General features: G+C 59.1%; 17 protein-coding genes. 5 read left to right on the top strand and 12 right to left on the bottom strand.

Features of this window, described 5'->3' with window-relative positions; all coding sequences use genetic code 11:
- A partial coding sequence (gene lpxC / locus ACIP1X_RS23315) for a UDP-3-O-acyl-N-acetylglucosamine deacetylase (RefSeq protein ID WP_400755339.1) occupies positions 1-448 on the top strand: 448 nt, incomplete at its 5' end.
- A 178-nt stretch (positions 449-626) separates the two neighbouring features.
- Here lpxC and ACIP1X_RS23310 read toward each other — a convergent pair.
- From ACIP1X_RS23310 to ACIP1X_RS23280, 7 genes are all read right to left on the bottom strand, one after another.
- Positions 627-2,135 carry a diguanylate cyclase gene (locus ACIP1X_RS23310; protein WP_400755337.1) on the bottom strand — a complete coding sequence of 503 codons (1,509 nt, stop codon included), beginning with the start codon at positions 2,133-2,135 and terminating at the stop codon, positions 627-629.
- Between the two features lie 211 nt (positions 2,136-2,346).
- Positions 2,347-3,663, bottom strand: coding sequence for an OprD family porin (locus ACIP1X_RS23305; protein ID WP_400755335.1), 1,317 nt, complete (start codon positions 3,661-3,663; stop codon positions 2,347-2,349).
- Between the two features lie 194 nt (positions 3,664-3,857).
- Entirely contained in the window at positions 3,858-4,079 is a 222-nt protein-coding gene (locus ACIP1X_RS23300; RefSeq protein ID WP_053123621.1) for a hypothetical protein, read from the bottom strand.
- Positions 4,080-4,370: 291 nt separating this feature from the next.
- Positions 4,371-5,735 (bottom strand): heavy metal sensor histidine kinase, encoded by a 1,365-nt coding sequence (locus ACIP1X_RS23295; protein ID WP_053123619.1) that lies wholly within the window; start codon positions 5,733-5,735, stop codon positions 4,371-4,373.
- Positions 5,725-6,402, bottom strand: a complete 678-nt coding sequence (locus ACIP1X_RS23290) for a heavy metal response regulator transcription factor (protein ID WP_003228008.1) — start codon at positions 6,400-6,402, stop codon at positions 5,725-5,727. Before ACIP1X_RS23290 ends, ACIP1X_RS23295 begins: the two co-directional genes overlap by 11 nt.
- Before the next feature lie 9 nt (positions 6,403-6,411).
- Positions 6,412-9,513, bottom strand: a complete 3,102-nt coding sequence (locus tag ACIP1X_RS23285; protein WP_400755333.1) for a multidrug efflux RND transporter permease subunit — start codon at positions 9,511-9,513, stop codon at positions 6,412-6,414.
- Positions 9,510-10,670 (bottom strand): efflux RND transporter periplasmic adaptor subunit, encoded by a 1,161-nt coding sequence (locus ACIP1X_RS23280; protein WP_400755331.1) that lies wholly within the window; start codon positions 10,668-10,670, stop codon positions 9,510-9,512. The genes ACIP1X_RS23285 and ACIP1X_RS23280 overlap by 4 nt, the downstream gene beginning before the upstream one ends.
- A gap of 1,071 nt (positions 10,671-11,741) precedes the next feature.
- Here ACIP1X_RS23280 and ACIP1X_RS23275 point away from each other — a divergent pair.
- Positions 11,742-12,104, top strand: a complete 363-nt coding sequence (locus ACIP1X_RS23275; protein WP_212548775.1) for a DUF6124 family protein — start codon at positions 11,742-11,744, stop codon at positions 12,102-12,104.
- Positions 12,105-12,441: 337 nt separating this feature from the next.
- On the top strand, positions 12,442-12,681 hold the full coding sequence (locus tag ACIP1X_RS23270) for a hypothetical protein (RefSeq protein WP_053123604.1): 240 nt from the start codon (positions 12,442-12,444) through the stop codon (positions 12,679-12,681).
- A 150-nt stretch (positions 12,682-12,831) separates the two neighbouring features.
- Here the strand turns inward: ACIP1X_RS23270 and ACIP1X_RS23265 are convergent, their stop codons facing one another.
- The 5 genes from ACIP1X_RS23265 to norR form a co-directional block, all read right to left on the bottom strand.
- The gene (locus ACIP1X_RS23265; RefSeq protein ID WP_400755329.1) at positions 12,832-13,581 is read right to left on the bottom strand and encodes a YkgJ family cysteine cluster protein; all 750 of its coding nucleotides are present in this window, start codon (positions 13,579-13,581) and stop codon (positions 12,832-12,834) included.
- An 83-nt stretch (positions 13,582-13,664) separates the two neighbouring features.
- Positions 13,665-13,991, bottom strand: coding sequence for a hypothetical protein (locus ACIP1X_RS23260; protein ID WP_400651801.1), 327 nt, complete (start codon positions 13,989-13,991; stop codon positions 13,665-13,667).
- 148 nt (positions 13,992-14,139) lie between these two features.
- Positions 14,140-14,598, bottom strand: coding sequence for a GNAT family N-acetyltransferase (locus ACIP1X_RS23255; protein ID WP_400755327.1), 459 nt, complete (start codon positions 14,596-14,598; stop codon positions 14,140-14,142).
- Between the two features lie 27 nt (positions 14,599-14,625).
- Positions 14,626-15,528 carry a chemotaxis protein CheV gene (locus ACIP1X_RS23250; protein WP_053123596.1) on the bottom strand — a complete coding sequence of 301 codons (903 nt, stop codon included), beginning with the start codon at positions 15,526-15,528 and terminating at the stop codon, positions 14,626-14,628.
- A 326-nt stretch (positions 15,529-15,854) separates the two neighbouring features.
- Positions 15,855-17,414 (bottom strand): nitric oxide reductase transcriptional regulator NorR, encoded by a 1,560-nt coding sequence (norR, locus tag ACIP1X_RS23245; protein WP_400755326.1) that lies wholly within the window; start codon positions 17,412-17,414, stop codon positions 15,855-15,857.
- A 164-nt stretch (positions 17,415-17,578) separates the two neighbouring features.
- On the opposite strand from norR, the gene hmpA reads away from it, so the two are divergent.
- Both hmpA and ACIP1X_RS23235 read left to right on the top strand, forming a co-directional pair.
- Positions 17,579-18,760, top strand: a complete 1,182-nt coding sequence (gene hmpA / locus ACIP1X_RS23240; protein ID WP_400755324.1) for an NO-inducible flavohemoprotein — start codon at positions 17,579-17,581, stop codon at positions 18,758-18,760.
- A gap of 238 nt (positions 18,761-18,998) precedes the next feature.
- Entirely contained in the window at positions 18,999-19,508 is a 510-nt protein-coding gene (locus ACIP1X_RS23235; protein WP_053123590.1) for a disulfide bond formation protein B, read from the top strand.
- Positions 19,509-20,328: the final 820 nt, after the last annotated feature.

Raw genomic sequence — 20,328 nt, 5'->3', positions numbered from 1 at the left:
CTTCGAGATCGATTTCGATCACCCGGTTTTCCGGGACCGCACCCAAAGTGCAAGCGTGGATTTTTCCAGCACTTCGTTCGTAAAAGAAGTTAGCCGCGCCCGTACCTTTGGTTTCATGAGTGATATCGAGTACCTGCGCAAGCACAACCTCGCACTCGGCGGCAGCGTTGAAAACGCAATCGTGGTCGATGCCGATGGCGTGTTGAACGAAGACGGCCTTCGCTATGAAGACGAATTCGTGAAGCACAAGATCCTCGATGCAATTGGCGATCTGTACCTTTTGGGTAACAGCCTGATTGGTGAGTTCAAAGGCTTCAAGTCCGGTCATGCACTGAACAACCAGCTGTTGCGCAAGTTGATTGAGCAAACAGATGCTTGGGAAGTGGTGACGTTCGATGACGCCAGCACCGCACCAATCTCTTACATGCGCCCGGTTGCGGCGGTGTAAGTAAAAAACCTCTCTAGTTTTTTGAAGGCCATCCTCGGATGGCCTTTTTTTATGCCTGTTGTTTTTGTGTTGTCTGATCCGGCGCCTTCGCGAGCAAGCCCGCTCCCACAGGGGAATGCACTTCAAATGTGGGAGCGGGCTTGCTCGCGAAGAAGCCATCACAGCCACCGCAAAACGATCAGGCAGCCACCACCACTCGATTACGCCCACCTTCCTTGGCCTGATACAACGCCTTGTCCGCCACAAACAGCAACTGCTCCAGCGTCATCTCACTCGCCGCCGTCCACGTCGCAATGCCGATACTCACCGTCATCGGCCGATCAGCCCCTGCAACCCACGGCAACTGCTCCACCGCCTGCCGAATATGCTCGGCAATCTGCTGCGCGCCCTGGCTGTCAGTCTCAGCCAGAATCACCGAAAACTCTTCGCCGCCATACCGCGCCACCAGATCCGCCGGTCGCCGCACATTGTCCGTAATCACCTTGGCCAACGCCTTCAACGCCTGATCCCCGGCCTGATGCCCATGCTGGTCGTTGAACGCCTTGAAATGGTCGGCATCGATCATCATCACCGACATCGGCTTGCCCGAACGCTGCGCGCGGAACCACTCGTGACGCAGCGATTGATCAAGCATCCGACGATTGGCGACACCGGTCAGCGCATCGGTGGCGGCCAGTTGCGCCAGTTCACGTTCAGCGCGCTGACGTCGGCGCAGTTCACGGGCGAGCAGCCAGGTCAGCCAGAGCAATCCCACGCAGAGCGCACCAGTGGCGCCACTGATCAACATCGCCGTACGCCGCCACGTCGCAAACACCTCATCGCTGGACAGCGCGACCATCACCGTCAGCGGTAAATTGCCCACCCGCGAATAGGTGTAGAGGCGCTGCTGATGATCCATGCTCGACGTGCTGCTGAAACTGCCCTTGCCATCCTTGTCGCGCAAAATCCGGATGACATTGGGCCGGTTGCCGAAGCTTTTGCCGATCGAGTCGCTTTGCAGATAGGGCTTCTGCGCCAGCAGCACCCCGTCGTCGTCGATGATGTTCAGCGTGCTGCCCTTGCCGATGTCGAGGCTTTTGAACAGTTGATCGAAATAGTCGAGCTTCATCGACGCCACCGCGACCCCGACGAATTCGCCGGTGTCCGAGGAAATGCGTCGGCTGAAACTGATACGCCATTGATTGGCTTCGTCGCAGTCGCAACGGGTCTTGAACGGCCTGCTGATGAACATGCCGACATCGCGGTTGAAGGCGTGGGCGAGGAAGTAATCGCGGTCGGCGAAGTTGCCCGGTTTCGGCTCGACTCTTGAGGAGTCAGCAAGAACATCGCCGTGCTTGTCGAGCAGCAGAATATCGCCCTTGAAACGCGCAGTGGTGGAGCGGTCGAACAGCGCCAGATGGCGGATTTCCGGCGACACGTTTTGCAGATCATCGCGCTGGGCGGCGGCAATCAAACCTTGCAGGGACAGGTCGTAGAGTTCGACGGTACGCAGCACATCGGCGTCGATCAACTGGGCGATGGTGGTCGCACTGCGGGTGGCGGATTGCCGAGCGTTGGCGTGCTCGCGGATCAGCAGAAAAGTGACGATGGCTAAAATCGCGATCACGCTGAGCAAACTGCCGCAGATCAGCAGCAGCTCGGGGCGTCCGGTCTTGCCCGAAACGGGAGGGGTACGGCTCGCGATCATGGTGGGATTGTCGGTTGGAGAATCTTATAAGCGTAGCCGCACAAACACTGCGGGGGAGAGCACTAAAACAGATCTACTGTGGCGAGGGGATTTATCCCCGTTGGGCTGCGTAGCAGACCCTTTTTTGGGGCCGCTTCGCAGCCCATCGGGGATAAATCCCCTCGCCACAAAAACCATTTCAATCAAAATTTGTATCAGATCGCAGCTGAGCTTAGAAGACGTTGATCGGGTAGTCGATGATCACGCGGTATTCGTCGGTGTCGGTATCAATCGCGCCGTAACCATTGCCACCGCGGTTGGTCGCCCATTGCAGGCGTAGCGCCAGATCTTTGGCCTGGCCACTCTGCACCACGTACTTCAAATCGATATCGCGTTCCCAATGCTTGGCATTGCGACCCTCGGCGCTGTACCAGTTCGAGTAACCCTGGCTGTCCGGATCAACCTTGGTCAAATCCACCGTCCCGCGCGAGTACGACATTGCCGACGTCAGCCCCGGATAACCCACTCCGGCAAAGTCATAGGCGTACTTGAGCTTCCACGAGCGTTCGTTCGGGCCGTTGAAGTCCGAGTACTGCTGCGAGTTGTCCAGATAAACGCTGTCGCCCTGACTGATGTAGTCGAACGGCGTATTGCCGTTGACCCGCTGATACGCCGCCGTAACGCTGTGGCTGCCAATACCGACGGTGAAATGCAGGCTGTAGGTGTTGTTGTCGATGTCGCCGAGCAGCGCATCGCCGGTGTCTTGCGTGTGATAGAAGTGCAGGCCGGGGTTGAGGCTGACCAGATCGTTCAACTGCCAGGTGTAATCCAGGTCGTAGTAGTACTGGTTCCAGATGTCCTTGAGTTCGGACGCGTACAGGCTGCTGGTCAAACCCTCGACACCGCTCCACGCCACGCCAGCCCAGTTCAGATGCTGGCTTTCGTCGCCCTCGGCCAACGTCCCGTAAGAGGTGCCGATGCGTGTGTGACCACTCTGGTTGTACGGCTTGGTGAAACTGGCCTGACCGCCCTCGATCAACCAGCCGTCGAAGCTGTGGTTGCTCAGACTGATACCGCGAAACGTCTGCGGCAGCATGCGCGTGTCACCGCCCGCGATCACCGGGTTGGTGAGAAACAGGTCACCGGCCTTCAACTCGGTATCGAACGCGCGCATTTTCAACGTACCGCCCGCCGTCGAGAACGAGCCCGGCGCTTTGCCGTTGCCATCGCTGATCGGCAGGATGCTTGAGCCGTCCGTGCCGCCACCGCCGTCGAGTTTCAGACCGAGCATGGCGTGGGCATCGATGCCGAAACCGACCGTGCCTTCGGTGTAACCCGACTGGAAGATCCCGAGAAACCCTTGGCCCCACTCAATGTTGTCGTCCGCCTGCTGCAAGCGGTTGCGATTCATGTAGTAGTTGCGGGCGTTGAGGTTGAGGCTTGAGCCTTCGATGAAACCTTCTTTCGCAGGCTCGTCGGCGTGAACGGCGGGGGCAATCGTTGCGGCAATTGCAATGAACAGCGGAGTGAAGCGGACTGGGTAACGCACGTGCAATGGAGCTCCTTGGGTCAACTGGCGCCTCTGTATTTTGAGGCGCTCGATGTTTCTTGTTGTTACAGACGAACCAAACGGCTTTCAGACCACAACGAAAAAAGGCCGCTGAAAGGCAGCGGCCTGGAATGACGACGGTTGAACGGGAAGAGCCAAACAACCGCGTCGAGGGAAACGGAGCGGTGCGCGACTCAGCTGTCTTTTTCCAGCGATTGAGCCTGGGAAGTTGCAGCCTGAGGGGCCTGCGTCGCGTCTTTGGCCTTGGCCATCATTTCTGCCTGATGCTGGTCATACGCTTGAGCGCGGGCAGAATTCTGCGCCACGAACGCGTGGGATTCTTCAGCCATCGCCATCGGCGACAGGATCAATGAGGACAAAACGAAAGCGCTGGCAATACCCATACTGTTGGACATCTTGAAAACCTTCTCGCTTGGCGAGTGTGCTGTTTGGTGCGGGCAAAGATAAGGTTGCCGAGCGATGGGAAACAGCGCGATTTTCATAAATGACTGTTACAGCAAAAGCAAAGATCACCCCCTTCGGCAGGGTGATCACCGGTTGATCGTTCCCACGCTCTGCGTGGGAATGCCGCCAGGGACGCTCCGCGTCCCTGTGACGCAGAGCGTCACTGGATACATTCCCACGCAGAGCGTGGGAACGATCGTCACTTGTAGGAGCTGCCGAAGGCTGCGATCTTTTGATCCGCTTTAAACCGGCAGATAAATCCCGAAAGTATTCATCCCCCGATCACTGCGCACAAACACATCCCCACCATGCATCAGCGCAATCGCCTTGACGATCGCCAATCCCAACCCATGGTTATTGCCGCTGTTACTGCGCGACGCATCCACCCGATAAAACCGCTCGAACAATCGCGGCAAATGCTCACTGGCAATCGGCGATCCCGGATTGGCCACACCAATACTCACCTGATGTTCTTCAACCTCAATCCGCACCTCAATCACCTGACCCGCCTCGGTATGCTGTACCGCATTACTCAGCAAATTGATCAACGCCCGCCGCAAATGCGCGACTTCAATCTGCACCAGCGCATCACCGCTGACCTGCACCTGAACCTGCGCATCTTCAAGAATGAAATCCAAATATTCGAGAGTCGTCGCCACTTCATCCGCCAGCGAAGTCGACGTCAGTTTGGTCGCCTTATTACCCTGATCCGCACTGGCCAGAAACAACATGTCGTTAATGATCGAACGCAACCGTTCCAGTTCTTCCAGATTGGATTGCAGCACTTCGAAATAATGTTCGGCAGAGCGCCCACGGGTCAGCGCCACTTGGGTCTGGCCGATCAGATTGGTCAGCGGCGAACGCAACTCATGAGCGACGTCAGCGTTGAACGATTCCAGCCGCGAATAGGCCAGCTCCACCCGCTCCAGTGTCGAGTTGAACGAGTCGACAAACTGCTCCAGTTCCGGTGGCAGCGGCGACAAACGCAAGCGCCCAGCCCTGAGCGGCGGTGCCAGTCGCTGTGCTTCGTGAGAGAGTTTGATCAACGGCTTCAAACCAATCCGCGCCACCCAATAACCCAGCGCCGAAGCCATCAACACACCGACAATCGCCAGCCCGATCAACGCGATCAACAGGTTGTGCTGAGTCTCATGAAACGTATCGGTATCGATGCCGATCATAAAGCGCAGCGGCGGGCGTTGATCCTTGGCCGGAAACTCGCTCACCAGCACTTTCAGTGGATAAGGTTGCCCCGGCAATTGCAGATCGCGCGTGCCCAAAGGGCCATTGGTGATCTCGCGGATCTGCGGCGTGAGGTTGCCGTATTCGTATTGCGGATCGCCGCTGCTGATCCAGAAACTGATGCGCTTGTCTTCTTCGCCGAGCAGCTTGAGTTTGTTGTTGATCTTCACCCAGTGCTCGGGCGTACCGAAGCGGCCGACCGTGGATTCGAGCACGCTGTAACGCGCATCCAGCTCGGCTTCCGGGAGTAATCCCAAGCCCTTATCGACCTGTTGATACAACGCGCCGCCGATCAACAGAAACACCAGCAACGCCACCAGCGTGAACATGCCACTCAGGCGCAGGGCAATCGAATTACTGGACACCACGGCTCTCCAGCACATAACCCATGCCGCGAATGGTGTGCAGCAGTTTCTCGTCGAACGGCCCGTCGAGCTTGGCACGCAGGCGCTTGATTGCGACTTCGACGACGTTGGCGTCGCTGTCGAAATTGATGTCCCAGACCATTTCGGCGATGGCGGTTTTCGAAAGGATTTCACCTTGCCGGCGGGCGAGGACGCTCAGCAGCGAAAATTCCTTGGCGGTCAGATCCAGTCGCGTACCGGCGCGGGTCGCCTTGCGGCTGATCAAATCTATCCACAAGTCGGCGATGCTCACTTGCACCGGTTCATGGCCGCCACTGCGCCGGGTCAGCGCTTGCAAGCGTGCGACCAGTTCGAGGAAGGAAAACGGTTTGCCGAGGTAATCGTCGGCACCGTCGCGCAAGCCTCGGATGCGATCTTCAACCCGCTCACGGGCGGTGAGCATGATCACCGGGGTTTGCTTGCGCGCCCGCAATGCGCGCAGTACGCCGAAGCCATCGAGGCCCGGCAACATGACGTCGAGGACGATCACCGCGTAGTCGCTTTCCAGCGCCAGATGCAGACCCTCGACGCCGTCGCGGGCCAGATCCACGGTGTAACCCTGTTCCGTCAGACCGCGGTGCAAATAGTCCGCGGTTTTTTCCTCGTCTTCGATAATCAGAACGCGCATGACCCTGCCTCAGTCTGTGGTCGCCAACGCCGGCTGGGGCGCAGGTTTGGGTCTATGGAAAAGTCGCTCGAGCCACAAGTATATGACCGGCGTGGTGAACAGCGTCAGCATCTGGCTGACCAGCAAACCGCCGACTACGGCGATGCCTAACGGCTGGCGCAATTCGGCGCCGGTGCCGTAACCGAGCATCAGCGGCAGCGCGCCGAGCAGGGCGGCGAGGGTGGTCATGATGATCGGCCGGAACCGCGTGATACACGCCTCGAAAATTGCATCCTGCGGCGACAAGCCGCGATGGCGCTGCGCCTCCAGCGCGAAGTCGATCATCAGGATGCCGTTCTTCTTGACGATACCGATCAGCAACACCAGACCGATCAAGGCCATGATCGAAAAGTCCTGGCCGCAGATCCACAGCATGATCACCGCGCCCAAACCTGCCGCCGGCAGCGTCGAAATGATCGTCAGCGGGTGCACGAAGCTTTCATAAAGCACGCCAAGAATGATGTACACCGCCACCAGCGCCGCGAGAATCAGCCACGGCTGACTGGCCAGCGAACTCTGGAACGCCTGCGCCGCACCCTGAAAATTGCCGCTGATCGCCGTCGGCATACCGATCTCGGCCTTGGCCTGATTGAGCAGAATTACCGCATCACCCAAGGCCACGCCGGGCGCGAGGTTGAACGACAGGTTGGCGGCGGGGAACATGCCGTCGTGGGCAATCGACAACGGGCCAATGGTCGGCGCATCGAATTTGGCCAGCGCTGACAGCGGCACCATCTCGCCACTCAGCGGTGAGCGCAGGTAGAAATAGTTGAGGCTTTCGGCCTTGCCGCGCTGCTTGGTGTCCAGCTCCAGAATCACGTTGTACTGGTTGACCTGGGTCTGAAATTCATTGATCTGCCTTTGACCGAAGGCGTCGTACAGCGCCTCGTCGACATCGCTGGCGGTCAGGCCGAAACGCGCGGCGGCGCTGCGGTCGATGCTGATGTGGGTGATGCTGCCGCCCAGTTGCAGATCGTTGGAAATGTCGCGGAACGCAGGGTTGCTGCGCAGTTTTTCCGTCAGGCGTTGCGTCCATGTGGCGAGGGTCGCGCCGTCGTTACTCTTGAGTACGTATTGGTACTGCGCGCGGCTCGGGCCGGAGCTGAGGTTGATATCCTGGCCTGCGCGCAGGTACAGCACGATGCCGGGGACTTTCATCAGTTGCGGGCGGATGCGGTCGATGAACTGGCTGGCGCTGACGTCGCGGTCGCCGCGTTTTTTCAGGGCGATCCAGAAGCGGCCGTTGGCGATGGTCTGGTTGCTGCCGGAGACACCCACCGAATGGGAAAACGCCTGCACGGCCGGATCGGCGGCGACGATTTCGGCCATGGCCAAGTGTTTTTTCACCATGTCGCCGTAGGAAATATCCGCAGCCGCTTCGGTGGTGCCGAGGACGAAACCGGTGTCCTGCACCGGGAAGAAACCTTTCGGGATAAAGATGTAACCGCCGATGGCCAGCGCCAGCGACAAACCGAACACGCCGATCATCAATGTCTGATGGGCGAGGGCGCGGCGCAGGCCTCGTTCGTACCAGCCGAGCAGGCGTTCGCTGAAACCCGGTTTGTCGTGGGCGTGGTGCACCGGTTTGCGCATGAACAGCGCGGCCAGCGTCGGCGCCAGGGTCAGCGAAACCACCACGGAAATCATGATGGTCGAGGTCGCGGTCAGGGCGAATTCCTTGAACAGCCGCCCGACCACACCGCCCATGAACAGCAACGGAATAAACGCCGCCACCAGCGAGAAACTGATCGAGACCACGGTGAAGCCGATCTCGCCGGCGCCCTTGATCGCCGCTTCGCGCATGTCATCGCCGGCCTCCAGATGGCGGTGGATGTTCTCCACCACCACGATCGCATCGTCGACCACAAACCCCACTGCCACCACGATCGCCACCAGCGTCAGGTTGTTCAGGCTGAAGCCGAGGATGTACATCAAGGCGAAACTGGCGATCAGCGACACGCCGAGCACTGCCGACACGATCAGGGTCGCCGACAGCTGGCGCAGGAACAGCGCCATCACCGCGACCACCAGCATGATCGCGATCAACAGGGTGATTTCGACCTCATGCAGTGAGGCGCGAATGGTCTGGGTGCGGTCGATCAGGGTTTTCACTTGCACCGAGGCCGGCAGCATCGCTTCGAGGCCGGGCAGGGCGGCTTGAATGCGGTCAACGGTTTCAACGATGTTGGCGCCGGGCTGGCGCGAGATCACCAGGTTCACACCGGGTTGATCACCGGCCCACGCTTGCACGTAGGCATCTTCCGAACCGTTGACGACTTTGGCGACATCGCGCAGGTGAACCGGGGCGCCATCCTTGTAGGAAACGATGAGTTGGCTGTAGTCCTCGGGGTGGAACAACTGGTCGTTGGTCGACAGCGTCGAGATGCTCGATTCGCCGTACAGCGCACCTTTGGCGAGGTTGAGGCTGGTCTGCTGGATCGCCAGACGAATGTCGGCGAGGGTGAGGCCAATCGCCGCCAGTTTGTCCGCCGATGCTTGCACGCGGATAGCCGGACGTTGCTGACCGGTGATGTTGATTTGGCCTACGCCGTCGATCTGGCTGATCTGACGCGAGAGCAGGGTTTCCACCAGGTCGCTGAGTTCGGTGCCGGGCATTTGTGTCGAGCTGACGCTGAGGATCAGCACCGGGCTGTCGGCCGGGTTGACCTTCTTCCAGGTTGGCAGCGTCGGCATGTCCTTGGGCAGCTTGCCGGCGGCGGTATTGATCGCCGCTTGGACTTCTTGCGCAGCGGTGTCGATGCTTTTATCGAGGGTGAATTGCAGGGTCAGCAGGCTTGAGCCCAGCGCACTGCTGGAGGTCATCTGGGTCATGCCGGGGATGGCACTGAATTGCACCTCCAGCGGCGTGGCCACGGACGAGGCCATGGTGTCGGGGCTGGCGCCGGGCAACTGCGCGGAAACCTGAATCGTAGGAAATTCCGCTTCCGGCAGTGGGGCGATGGGCAGGCGCGGGAAGGCAATCAAACCGACCAGCACCAAAGCGATGGTCAGCAGGATTGTGGCGACTGGGTGATCGATGCACCACGTGGAGACGCCCTTGTGCGCCTTCATGGTTTCGGCTCCGTTTGCACCACCTGCGCCGGTTCGGTCATGACTTGCACGGTGGAACCGGGTTTGAGCCGCGACTGGCCGTCGGTGACCAGCACGTCACCGGCCCTCACGCCTTTGATGATGTCCTGACCGCTGCCTTGGTAAACCATCTGCACTTGCACGGCTTCAACCTTGTCGCCATTCACGCGGTAAACGAAGTGTTGGTCGAGACCACGTTGTACGACAGTGGGCGGGACGACCAGCGCATCTTTGTCGAGGGCTGTCTGAATTTTTACCGTGACCAGCAGACCGGGCCAGAGCTTCTGACTGGCGTTGTCGAATTCGGCCTTGGCGCGGATGGTACCGGTGTTGGCGTTGATCTGGTTGTCGATCAGGGTCAGGTGACCTTCGCCGAGCAGGTTGCCGGTTTCACCATCGGTGTCGGCGCCGATGTAGGCCTTGACCTGTGCGCGCTGTGGATCGTTGATCAGGCCTTGCAGGGTCGGCAGCATTTGCTGGGGCAGGGAGAACTCGACGGCGATCGGGTCGATCTGGGTGACGGTGAACAGGCCGGCGGTGTCGGTCATGCGCAGGAAGTTGCCTTCATCGACTGTACGAATACCGACGCGGCCGGTGACCGGGGAGCGGATCTGCGTGTAGGAAAGTTGTACCTGCGCGGAATCGATGGAGGCCTGGTTGCCTTGGGCGGTGGCCTTCAATTGGTTGACCAGGGCTTGTTGTTGGTCGTAGGTCTGTTTCGAGATGCCGTCGTCGACGGTGAGCAGTTTGTAGCGTTTGAGGTTGACCAGGGCGACTTGCAGTTGTGCCTGGCTTTCGCCCAGTTGCGCGCGGGCCTGGTCGAGGCTGGCGCGGATGGAGCGGTCGTCGATGGTGGCCAGCAGGTCGCCTGTTTTGACGAGTTGGCCTTCTTTGACGAGGATTTTGGTGAGGATGCCGTCTATTTGTGGGCGCACGACCACGCTGTGTAATGAGAGTACGGAGCCGATACCGCTGGTGTAGCGGGGGACGTCTTTTTCGCTGACCGCTATGACTCGCACGGGGATTGCTGTGGGGGTGGCGAGTTTGGTCGGGGCGGGTTTCAGGGCGTACCACAGACCTGCGCCTGCGAGGACGATCAATAGGGTGGCGAGCAGGGCTTTGTTCTTTTGGATTCGCATGCGGGTCGGGCGCCAAGGGTATGGAGTTTGGGCAGGTTGGGTAGTTATAAACTTGTTTGGGGGTCAGGAGGATGACGGCTGGCTGACAGCGCTGTCAGTTTCGTGTGTACATATCCGTTGCTGCGGGTGCTGCTGATTACGGTTCCGCCCTTACGGCGGGTCACTTTTTCCAGACGCCGAAAAAGTAACCAAAAAGGCTTGCTCCTACGTGCGGCCCGCTCGCTGGGGCTCGGGGTTCCTTCGCTCCGGGATCGATCCGGGCGCAGCGCCTACGGTTTGCTTCGCTGCACCTCCTCTCGCTGTGTTTGGCTGCGCCAAACGGTCGCTGCGCTCCCACCCCCGGATCAATCCCTCCACTCAGCCTGCCGACGTCGCCCGTGGATCAAGATCAAGATCAGGCGAGCTGACACTCGGCCTATTGAGTGGTGAAGAGCGGGGCGTGGCTGGCTTTTGATTTGTGTTGTTGCTGCCCCTCACCCCAGCCCTCTCCCGAGGGAGAGGGGGCCGATTTTTGGGCTTTTCAGAATGTGTGTTCGACCCGGTATCCCACGTCGGCGCATCTCTCCCAGTCCACGCAATCAGTCCCCTCTCCCTCCGGGAGAGGGCTAGGGTGAGGGGCTCTTGATTCAGGTGTTGAAGCTTAAGTTCGACTCGGTATCCCACGTCGGCGTACCTCGCCCACACACCTCGATCAGTCCCCTCTCCCTCTGGGAGAGGGCTAGGGTGAGGGTTTGCTTTTTGGCTGTTTAGTTTTGTGTAATTTCACCGGAACCTTCCCACAAGGTTTTCAGGTTGTCCGTCGGACGCGCGCTCTTTAGTCTTGGCTTGTCGCCGAAAACTCGGCGATCGGGTGTGAGAATCCGTTGAGATGTTTTAATCAAACACGAGTACGACCATAATCGCCGCCAGCTCATCTGCTGCCGGCAATACGTTATGGCGGCTGTGTGCGGGCGGACTTCGGTTCGGCCGGGTTGCTCTCTTACCGGTTTCTCACTCCGCACATAGCTGCCACCTCTCGTCGCGTGAGAAACGACAAGTGATGGCTTCATATCATTTGATAAGAGAGTTTCCATGACTAAGCCCGTACCCGATCCCCCGCTCGAAACAACAACCCCCCTCGAAGACGCCATCCGCGCCGACGACCAGATCAAAAACCGCGAAGCCATCAAACGCGCCCTCGATTTCTACCTCAGCCCCGACCCTATAAAACCGCGCCTGCCGAGCACGATGTTCCTCGTCCACCCGAACATCGACACCGAAAGCCTCCTCGCTCACGCCTGCGAATCCCTTGCCTCAGCCAACGTGATGGCCGGCGATTTCGCCGATCAGCTCAGCCGCCCGCAACGCAGCACGGCGTTGGCCATCCAGCAGATCGTCATGCTTGCCGAATTGGCGGTAAACCGGGCACTGGATCGGGTTGATCCGCAGACCTGATCTGCAGGCCTACCGCGTCATCGTTCTTCGCGAGCAAGCCCGCTCCCACAGGGGGATGCGTTCCAATTGTGGGAGCGGGCTTGCTCGCGAAGGCGTCAGGGTGGCCACCGACGGGCTATAGACGTGACGTTTTCATCGGCCCGCCAGCGAGCAGTCCCAAAAAAGGACTGATCGTTCCCGATTTGGGACTGGTGACTGTTCGGTGGTCACCATCACTTACCTGTAAACCATCCGGCGAACGGCGCAAATCTTCAGGTGCCGACGCGGAGCGTGCAGGTATACTGCGCGCCTTCGCGGCTCACTGTTCGGGCCCGACTTTTTGCTTTCCGGAGCTTTCATGACTTCCCCGACCCAACCGCCGGTTGACGACGCTATCAGCGATGTCCCGGCCGATCTGACCGACGTCAGCGAAACCAAGCCTGCGATCCCGGCGTTCAAGTTCCCGTTCAAGCCCGGCGAATTGGCGGCTGGCAAGGATTCGAATCAGCCGTGGTACAAGAACGGCGCCAAGAACGGCCACACCAAAACCCCGGGCATGGCTCCGCCGGGTACGCGTCGGTCGATGGGTAAGCGCTGATTCAGATTTGCTTGATCTGGCGGGCCTCTTCGCGAGCAAGCTCGGCTCCTACAGGTTTTGTGTCGTACACAAATTGTATGAACACCCTACAACCCCGTAGGAGCAAGGCTTGCCCGCGAAGAGGCCATTAGCCTCAGCACAACTCTCGAATCAAGCCGCCCGCAACGAAATAAACGCATACGTCTGCGCCGGCTCTGTCACCACCTGAGCCCCGGCCGCCAGCACTTGCCCGGCAATGTCCTCCCCGGACACATGAAACAACCATTCACTCTGCGCCGTGTTCAGCGGTTGCTTGATCACTTGATCAATCACCGACGCAAACGCGTCCATATTGGGCAGATACGCGGTAAAGCCGTCGCCCTTCAACGCCGTGGTACGAATCCCCAGCGTCGCGCAAATGGCATCCTTGAGCCGAATGTCATCGCGATCCGCCTGGCGTGAGCGCTGGATCAATTCGACCAGTTCCTGATCCACCAACTCACCGCCCACAATCAACGCCGGCCCTTGTTCCCAGGACTCTGGCGGGCAATCTTTGGCGGCGGGATTGAGTGGGATATGAGGGTTGATTTCCGCCGGATAAATGCGGCACACCAACGGTCGACGTTCGTAGATGCGGCAGAGCATGTCTTCGTCAAGATTCCGGCAAGGCCCGACGTTGTACGCGGCGAAGGTGATTGCCACGTGCGCAGCGGTCGCGCCGCTGCGTACCACCGCCGAGCGACGTTCGGCGTGCTCGCGTTGCTGCGTTGGCAAGCCGAGTCCGTTGCCGAGAAAGGCCTCGACCAACACGATCACTTGACCACCGTCCGCCGCCCACATGCGGGCCTCGGCCAGGGTCAGGGGGACGTGGTGGTCGGTGCAGCATTTGCCGCAGCCTACGCAGGAAAACGTTGTATTCATTGAACGGCCAGTCGCGATTCAGGGCATTAAACGGTGACGGAAAACCACCGCGCTGACCTGAATCGAAGCAAGTTGTGCGCCACTCACTGGGTTTTGGCGGGCGGGCGGATCGAGTCCCACTCGGTGATGAACGCGGTTTTCGACTGCTTGTTGTAGAGGCACAGCTCGGTGCCTTGCTGGCCTTTCATGTGTTTTTGCGGGTAGGTGCCTTGCAGCAGAACGGCGGTGTAGCCGACGCGGTCATCGAATTGCGCGGGGCTGCCCACGGGTTTTGGGGTTTTGAGACCGCTGGCTTTGGTGCAGCTGGCGAGGACGGTTTTATCGTAGGCAGCCCAGGCGTCGGGGCTTGAGGCTTGGGCCTGGGAGGCTAGGGCGGTGAGGCAGAGGAGGCTGAGGGTGAGGGCTTTCATGATTGGGCGTCCTTGGTGTGGGTGGCCAAGGTTGGAGTCTGCCCAGAGAGGGAAGTTGCCGGTGCTGGCCTCTTCGCGAGCAAGCCCGCTCCCACAATTTGAAATGCATTCCAAATGTGGGAGCGGACTTGCTCGCGAAAGCGGTAGTTCAGTCCGGCACAATCTCTCGGCGGACTACAACCATCCCGGCATTATCATACAAGCGCTGCGCGCGCCGGTTGTCTTCCAGCACCTTCAAATCAACAAACCCTTCACGGCGTTGCTGAAACACCTTGAACGCATTCAGCAGCAACGCCCGGCCCAATCCTCGGCCCTGCGCCCGAGGGTGCACCACCAGATTCTTGATATAGGCACTCGTCCAGCACTGCGCCACACCGACAACCCCTTCGGCATCGCAGGCAATAAAGCACAAGGTCGGGTCATATTCCGGATCGCGCTCAAAGCGTTGCTGCCATTCATCGAGCATCGGCACCCGGCCGCCGCCCTCGCGGTAACCGAGTTGCATCAGGTTATGCACCGCTGGCGCCAGTTCTGCGCGGTAAACGGAAATCTCGATGCCTGACGGCCATTGCACAGCCGGCACGACTTCAGCCAAGTCGCGCCGCATCAGAAAACAATACGTCTCGCTCAACACTCAATGCCCGTGCGCAGCGACGTGCTTGGCCGCTTCGATCAAACGCTGGGTCAGTTCCGGCGAGGAGAATTTGGTCAACACCGCATTCGCTCCGGCCAGCCGCGCTTTTTCGCTGTTCATCGCGCTGTCGAGCGAGGTGTGCAGCAGCACGTAGAGGTGGGCGAAGTCCGGGGTCTCGCGCAGGGTGCGGGTGAAGGCGTAGCCGTCCATTTCGGACATTTCGATGTCGGAGACGATCAGGTTGATCTGTTGCGCCGTGCCTTGCAGGTCGAGCAGGCAGTCGATGGCTTCCTTGGCGCTGCGCGCAGTGTGGCATTGCAGGCCGAGGTTACGCAGGGTGTGCACCGATTGTTGCAGCGCGACCTGGCTGTCGTCGACCACCAGAATCCGTGCGTTGCCGAGGACTTCGGCGTCTTCCATGGTCAGGTCGGTCGGCGCCATTTCGATCTGCGCCGGGGCGATGCTGTGGATGACTTTTTCGATGTCGAGCACTTGCACCAGCGTGCCGTCCACCGAGGTCACGCCAGTGATGTACGCGCGCGGGCCGCCGGAGCCGAACGGTGGGGGTTTGATGTCGGTGGTCAGGCAGTGGACGATTTTGCTCACGGCTTGCACGTGCAGGCCCTGCTTGGAACGGCTGACGTCGGTGACAATCAGGCAGCCGCCGTCCGGGTCTTCCAGCGGTCGTTCGCCTATCGCGCGGCTGAGATCGATCACCGACAGCGAATTACCGCGCAGGGTGGCGATGCCTTTGACGTGAGGATGTGATTCCGGGAGTTTGGTCAGTGGCGGGCAGGGGATGATTTCACTGACTTTCAGCAGGTTGATCGCCATCAGCTTGCCGCTGCGCAAGGTAAACAGCAGAAGCGAAAGTGAATCTGCGCGGGCTTTGGTGGAAGACATATAAACCTTCTGTGGAAAAAGGTGGTGGGCGAGGGTGGGGATCGCCAGGAACTATTGATGCCGGGTTATCGGCGTTAAGGGGTGGGGCTTTAGGTCAGTTGTCGGGTTGGGGTTGGATTCAGAGTCTGCGGTCAGATCAGAGCCCCTCACCCCAGCCCTCTCCCAGAGGGAGAGGGGGCCGACCGAGGTGTCTGGCGTTTTACATCGACCTGACCGACCGAGTCGATTATGGATTCGGTAAAGCAGGTTCACGTCGGCGGACATCGCCAATATCCCCCAATCAGTCCCCTCTCCCAGTGGGAGAGGGCTAGGGTGAGGGTGTGCTTCTAGCCCTTCATACCCAACCGCTTCGCCATCCGCCCAAGATTCGCCCGATCCAGCCCCAGCTCCCGCGCCGCACTCGCCCAGTTATCCTGATTCCGCTCCAGTGCCGCACTGATCAACCGCCGCTGATACTCCTCAGTCGCACTGCGCAAATCACCGTTAATCAACGGCGCCGTCGCTACAACATCGGCAGCCGCGGCGGCAGAGTTATCCACAACCTCACGCGGCAAATCCAGATCCGCTGCACTCAAACTCAGAATCTTCGGCCGCACTTTGCAGTTACCCAACGCCTTCAACGCACTGCGCCCAATCAAATGCTCCAGCTCGCGCACGTTGCCGGGCCAGGTATAAGCGAGCAGCGCTTCCTGCGCATCGCTGTTCAGACGCAGGCTATTAAGGCCCATGCGCGAACGGTTCTGCTCCAGAAAGAAACCGCTGAGCAACAACACATCACGCCCACGATCACGCAGCGCCGGCACGCGCAACGGGTACACACTCATACGGTGATAGAAGTCGGCACGATAGCGACCGCTGCGTACTTCCTCGGCCAAATCGCGGTTGGTCGCGGCGATCAAACGCACATCAACTTGATGCTCTTTATCCGAGCCCAAACGCTGCAACTGCCCGCTCTGCAACACCCGCAACAACTTGGCCTGCACCGTCAGCGACAGTTCACCCACTTCATCGAGAAACAGCGTGCCGCCATTGGCCAGTTCAAACTTGCCGCGACGGTCGCTGGTGGCGCCGGTGAACGCGCCGCGGACATGGCCGAACAGTTCGCTTTCCACCAAGGTGTCCGGCAGCGCGGCGCAGTTGAGGCTGATGATCGGTTTGTCGGCGCGCGGGGAGGCGGCGTGGATCGCTTGCGCCACCAGCTCTTTGCCGACTCCTGTTTCGCCAGTGATCATCACTGTCAGATCACTGCCGCCGACCAGATTGATCTCTTCCACCAAGCGTTTAAGCGCTTTGCTCTGGCCGATCATTTCGCGGTTCTGCTGACCGCTGGCCTGACGGTAAACCTCGGCGCGCTGATGCTCGTCCTCCGCGCGAATTGCCAGTCGTTCGATGCGCTCGGCCGCGTTGACCGTGGCCGAGGCCAGACTGGCGAACGCTTGCAGGGCGTCCAGTTCGATCGGCTCGAAACGTTCCGGATCGAGCGCGTCGAGGGTGATCAGCCCCCAGAGTTTTTCATCGACAAACAGCGGGCAGCCGAGGCAGTCGTGGACTTCCAGATGTTCGTCGAGCCCATCGACCAAACCGTCATAAGGATCGGGCAAGTCGCTGTCGGCGGCGAAACGCGTTGGCCCGGCACCGGCCAGTAAAATTTCGAAACGCGGATGTTCGCTGACCTTAAAACGGCGGCCAAGGGTGTCGGTACTCAAACCATCGACTGCCAGCGGCACCAGCGATTCACCGTCGAGGCGCAACAACGCGGCGGCATCGCACGGCAGCAGGGCGCGCATGGCTTCGAGCAAGCGTCGATAACGCTCGCCCTCGGGCAGTTCGCGCGATAGGTCGGAGACTAATGGCAGTAAAGCGGTGAGCAGGGATTTGGCGGTCATGGTCGTGTAGTCAAAGAGACAAGATGTAGTCGCGATGACTATAAAACCGTTTGAGTCGTTATGACTACGAATTTCTCAAGTAATTGATTTATATGAATTAAAAAGTTGGCACGGAAACTGATATGACTCAGATAACTTTTTCAAAAAGCTCAGGAGTCACTCTTATGCTTAGCGTCCAGGATCGTGCCATCGTCAAATCCACCGTGCCTCTGCTGGAAAGCGGCGGGGAAGCGCTGATCACCCACTTCTATCGCATGATGCTCTCTGAATACCCGGAAGTACGCCCTCTGTTTAATCAGGCGCACCAGGCCAGCGGCGATCAACCGCGTGCTCTGGCCAACGGTGTTTTGATGTACGCCCGCCACATTGATCAACTCGATCAGTTGGGCGATCTGGTGGCGAAAATCATCAACAAGCACGTGGCCCTGCAGATTCTGCCGGAGCACTACCCGATTGTCGGTACCTGCCTGTTGCGGGCGATCTCTGAAGTGCTCGGTGACGAAATCGCCACCCCGGAAGTGATGAGCGCGTGGGGCGCGGCGTACGGTCAACTGGCCGGCATTCTGATCGGTGCAGAAACAGCCATCTACGACGAGAAAGAACACGCGGTCGGCGGCTGGCGTGGGGCGCGCGACTTTATCGTCGCGGCCAAAGTTGAAGAGAGCGCGGAAATTATCTCGTTCTACTTCGAACCTGCCGATAAAGGCCCGATTCTGGCGGCCGAACCGGGTCAGTACATCGGCATGAAGTTGATCCTCGATGGCGAAGAAATCCGCCGCAACTACTCGCTGTCGGCGCTGGCTAATAAAGGTCAGTACCGCATCAGCGTTAAACGTGAACCGGGTGGTCGTGCGTCGAATCACTTGCACGATCAACTGCACGTCGGCGCGAGCATTCAGCTGTTCCCGCCATCGGGCGAGTTCACCCTGACGGCCAGCGATAAACCGCTGGTGCTGATCAGTGGCGGTGTGGGTATTACGCCAACATTGGCGATGCTCGAAGCGGCGCTGGAAACCGAGCGTCCGGTGCACTTTATCCACTGCGCGCGCAATGGCGGCGTGCATGCGTTCCGCGATTGGGTCGATGGCTTGGCGGCGCGTCATCCGCAGCTCAAGCGTTTCTACTGCTACGCCGAAGACGATGGCGTTAGCCCGGCGGCGGACAAGGTCGGCATGTTGAGCCTGGAGCAATTGGGCGAGTGGTTGCCGGAACAGCGCGATGTCGACGCTTACTTCCTTGGGCCGAAGGGGTTCATGGGCGCGATCAAGCGTCACCTGAAAGCACTGGGCGTGCCGGAGCAGCAGAGCCGTTACGAGTTCTTCGGGCCGGCTTCGGCTTTGGAGTAACCCTTTAGACCGAGTCGTCTGCTTCGCGAGCAGGCTCGCTCCCACAGGATTTGTGTTCGACGCAGATCCAATGTGGGAGCGAGCCTGCTCGCGAAGGCCGTTATGCGGTCATGTATTTGTGAAACATGATCCAAGGTTAATGAATCCTTAACCGCTTTATCGTTTATTCCCCCGGTGTAGACTTGCGACAACTTTCAGCCGCACGCCGGCTGAACCATGGACATACAAGGGAAACGCGATGAGCGAGGAAACAATGCGGTTGGGACGTGAGCGGCGCTTTCTGGTGCTGTTGGGCATCATCTGCCTGGCGCTGATCGGTGGGGCGCTGTACATGCAGATCGTGCTCGGTGAAGCGCCATGCCCGCTGTGCATCTTGCAGCGTTACGCGTTGCTGCTAATTGCGATCTTCGCGTTCATTGGCGCGGCCATGCGCACGCGTCGCAGCATCACCGTGTTCGAAGTGCTGGTGGTGATTTGCGCGCTGGCTGGCGCTGCCGTCGCCGGGCACCACGTGTACACGCAGTTCTATCCGGCAGTGAGCTGTGGCATCGATGTGCTGCAGCCGATTGTCGATGATCTGCCGCTGGCGAAGATCTTCCCGCTGGGCTTTCAGGTCGACGGTTTCTGCTCGACGCCGTACCCGCCGATCCTCGGCCTGTCGCTGGCGCAATGGGCGCTGGTGGCGTTCGTGCTGGTGGTGATTCTGGTGCCGCTGCTGACCTCGCGTAACCGCAAGGCACTGCGCTGAGTCAACTATTCGGCAAGCAAGCCGATACAGAAAACGCCTCGATTTGCGGATCAGTAAATCGGGGCGTTTTGCATTTCAGAGACTTTGTGAAAACACCGTGACGAACGGCAACGGAGGGTGCGACAGGTGTGCGACATGTTGTCACACGCGGTGTGTCGCAGGGCTTCGCGAGGGGCTGGATTGGCCTCTTGTTACACAAAAACATTGGTCTGTTTCGGCAATTTTCTGCTTTTAAGCACAAACGCTCGAACAGGCAGTTTTAACACGCTCTGGCAAATGGCCAGAGCCCTTGTGTTATCGGGCTTTACGCTGATATCGACGTGGGAAAAAGCCATCAGAGCTGTCTGAACTGAGGCGTGTAGACCTACAATTTTTGGTGTTTTTGTTGAGAATCGATTTCGATAACATGTGGAACTTTTGCAAAAATGGCGATGGATTGTTGCTCGAACGGATAAAAATTATTTCGGGATAAGACATGGTGTATAGGGCGCTACCTATCTACAATCGCCCGCACTGAATTCCCGGCACTGTTCAGCCTTTATTAAGGAGGCGAGCAGGAAGTCGGGTGTCGAGTGAGTCGTTAGGCTTCCAAGACACCCAGGTGTCGGTGCCTTCCAACTTTCCGCACCAAATGGAATTGGTCTGTAACTAGGCCTTTGACCACGAATTCGAATAAGAACTCACCGCTGTCCCAGGATTTGTCGAGCGTCTGACGCGAGACGGGCGGCCCTTATTCAATCCAAAGAAAATGCCAACCCTTGGCAGGGTGAAGTGTTGGAGATCAAAACCCAACTGCATAGCGCAAGCTGATTTAGAGGTC

It is taken from the genome of Pseudomonas sp. NPDC088885, assembly GCF_044750025.1.
Taxonomy (GTDB): domain Bacteria; phylum Pseudomonadota; class Gammaproteobacteria; order Pseudomonadales; family Pseudomonadaceae; genus Aquipseudomonas; species Aquipseudomonas rustica.
This window is presented reverse-complemented; position numbering and strand designations above follow the sequence as displayed.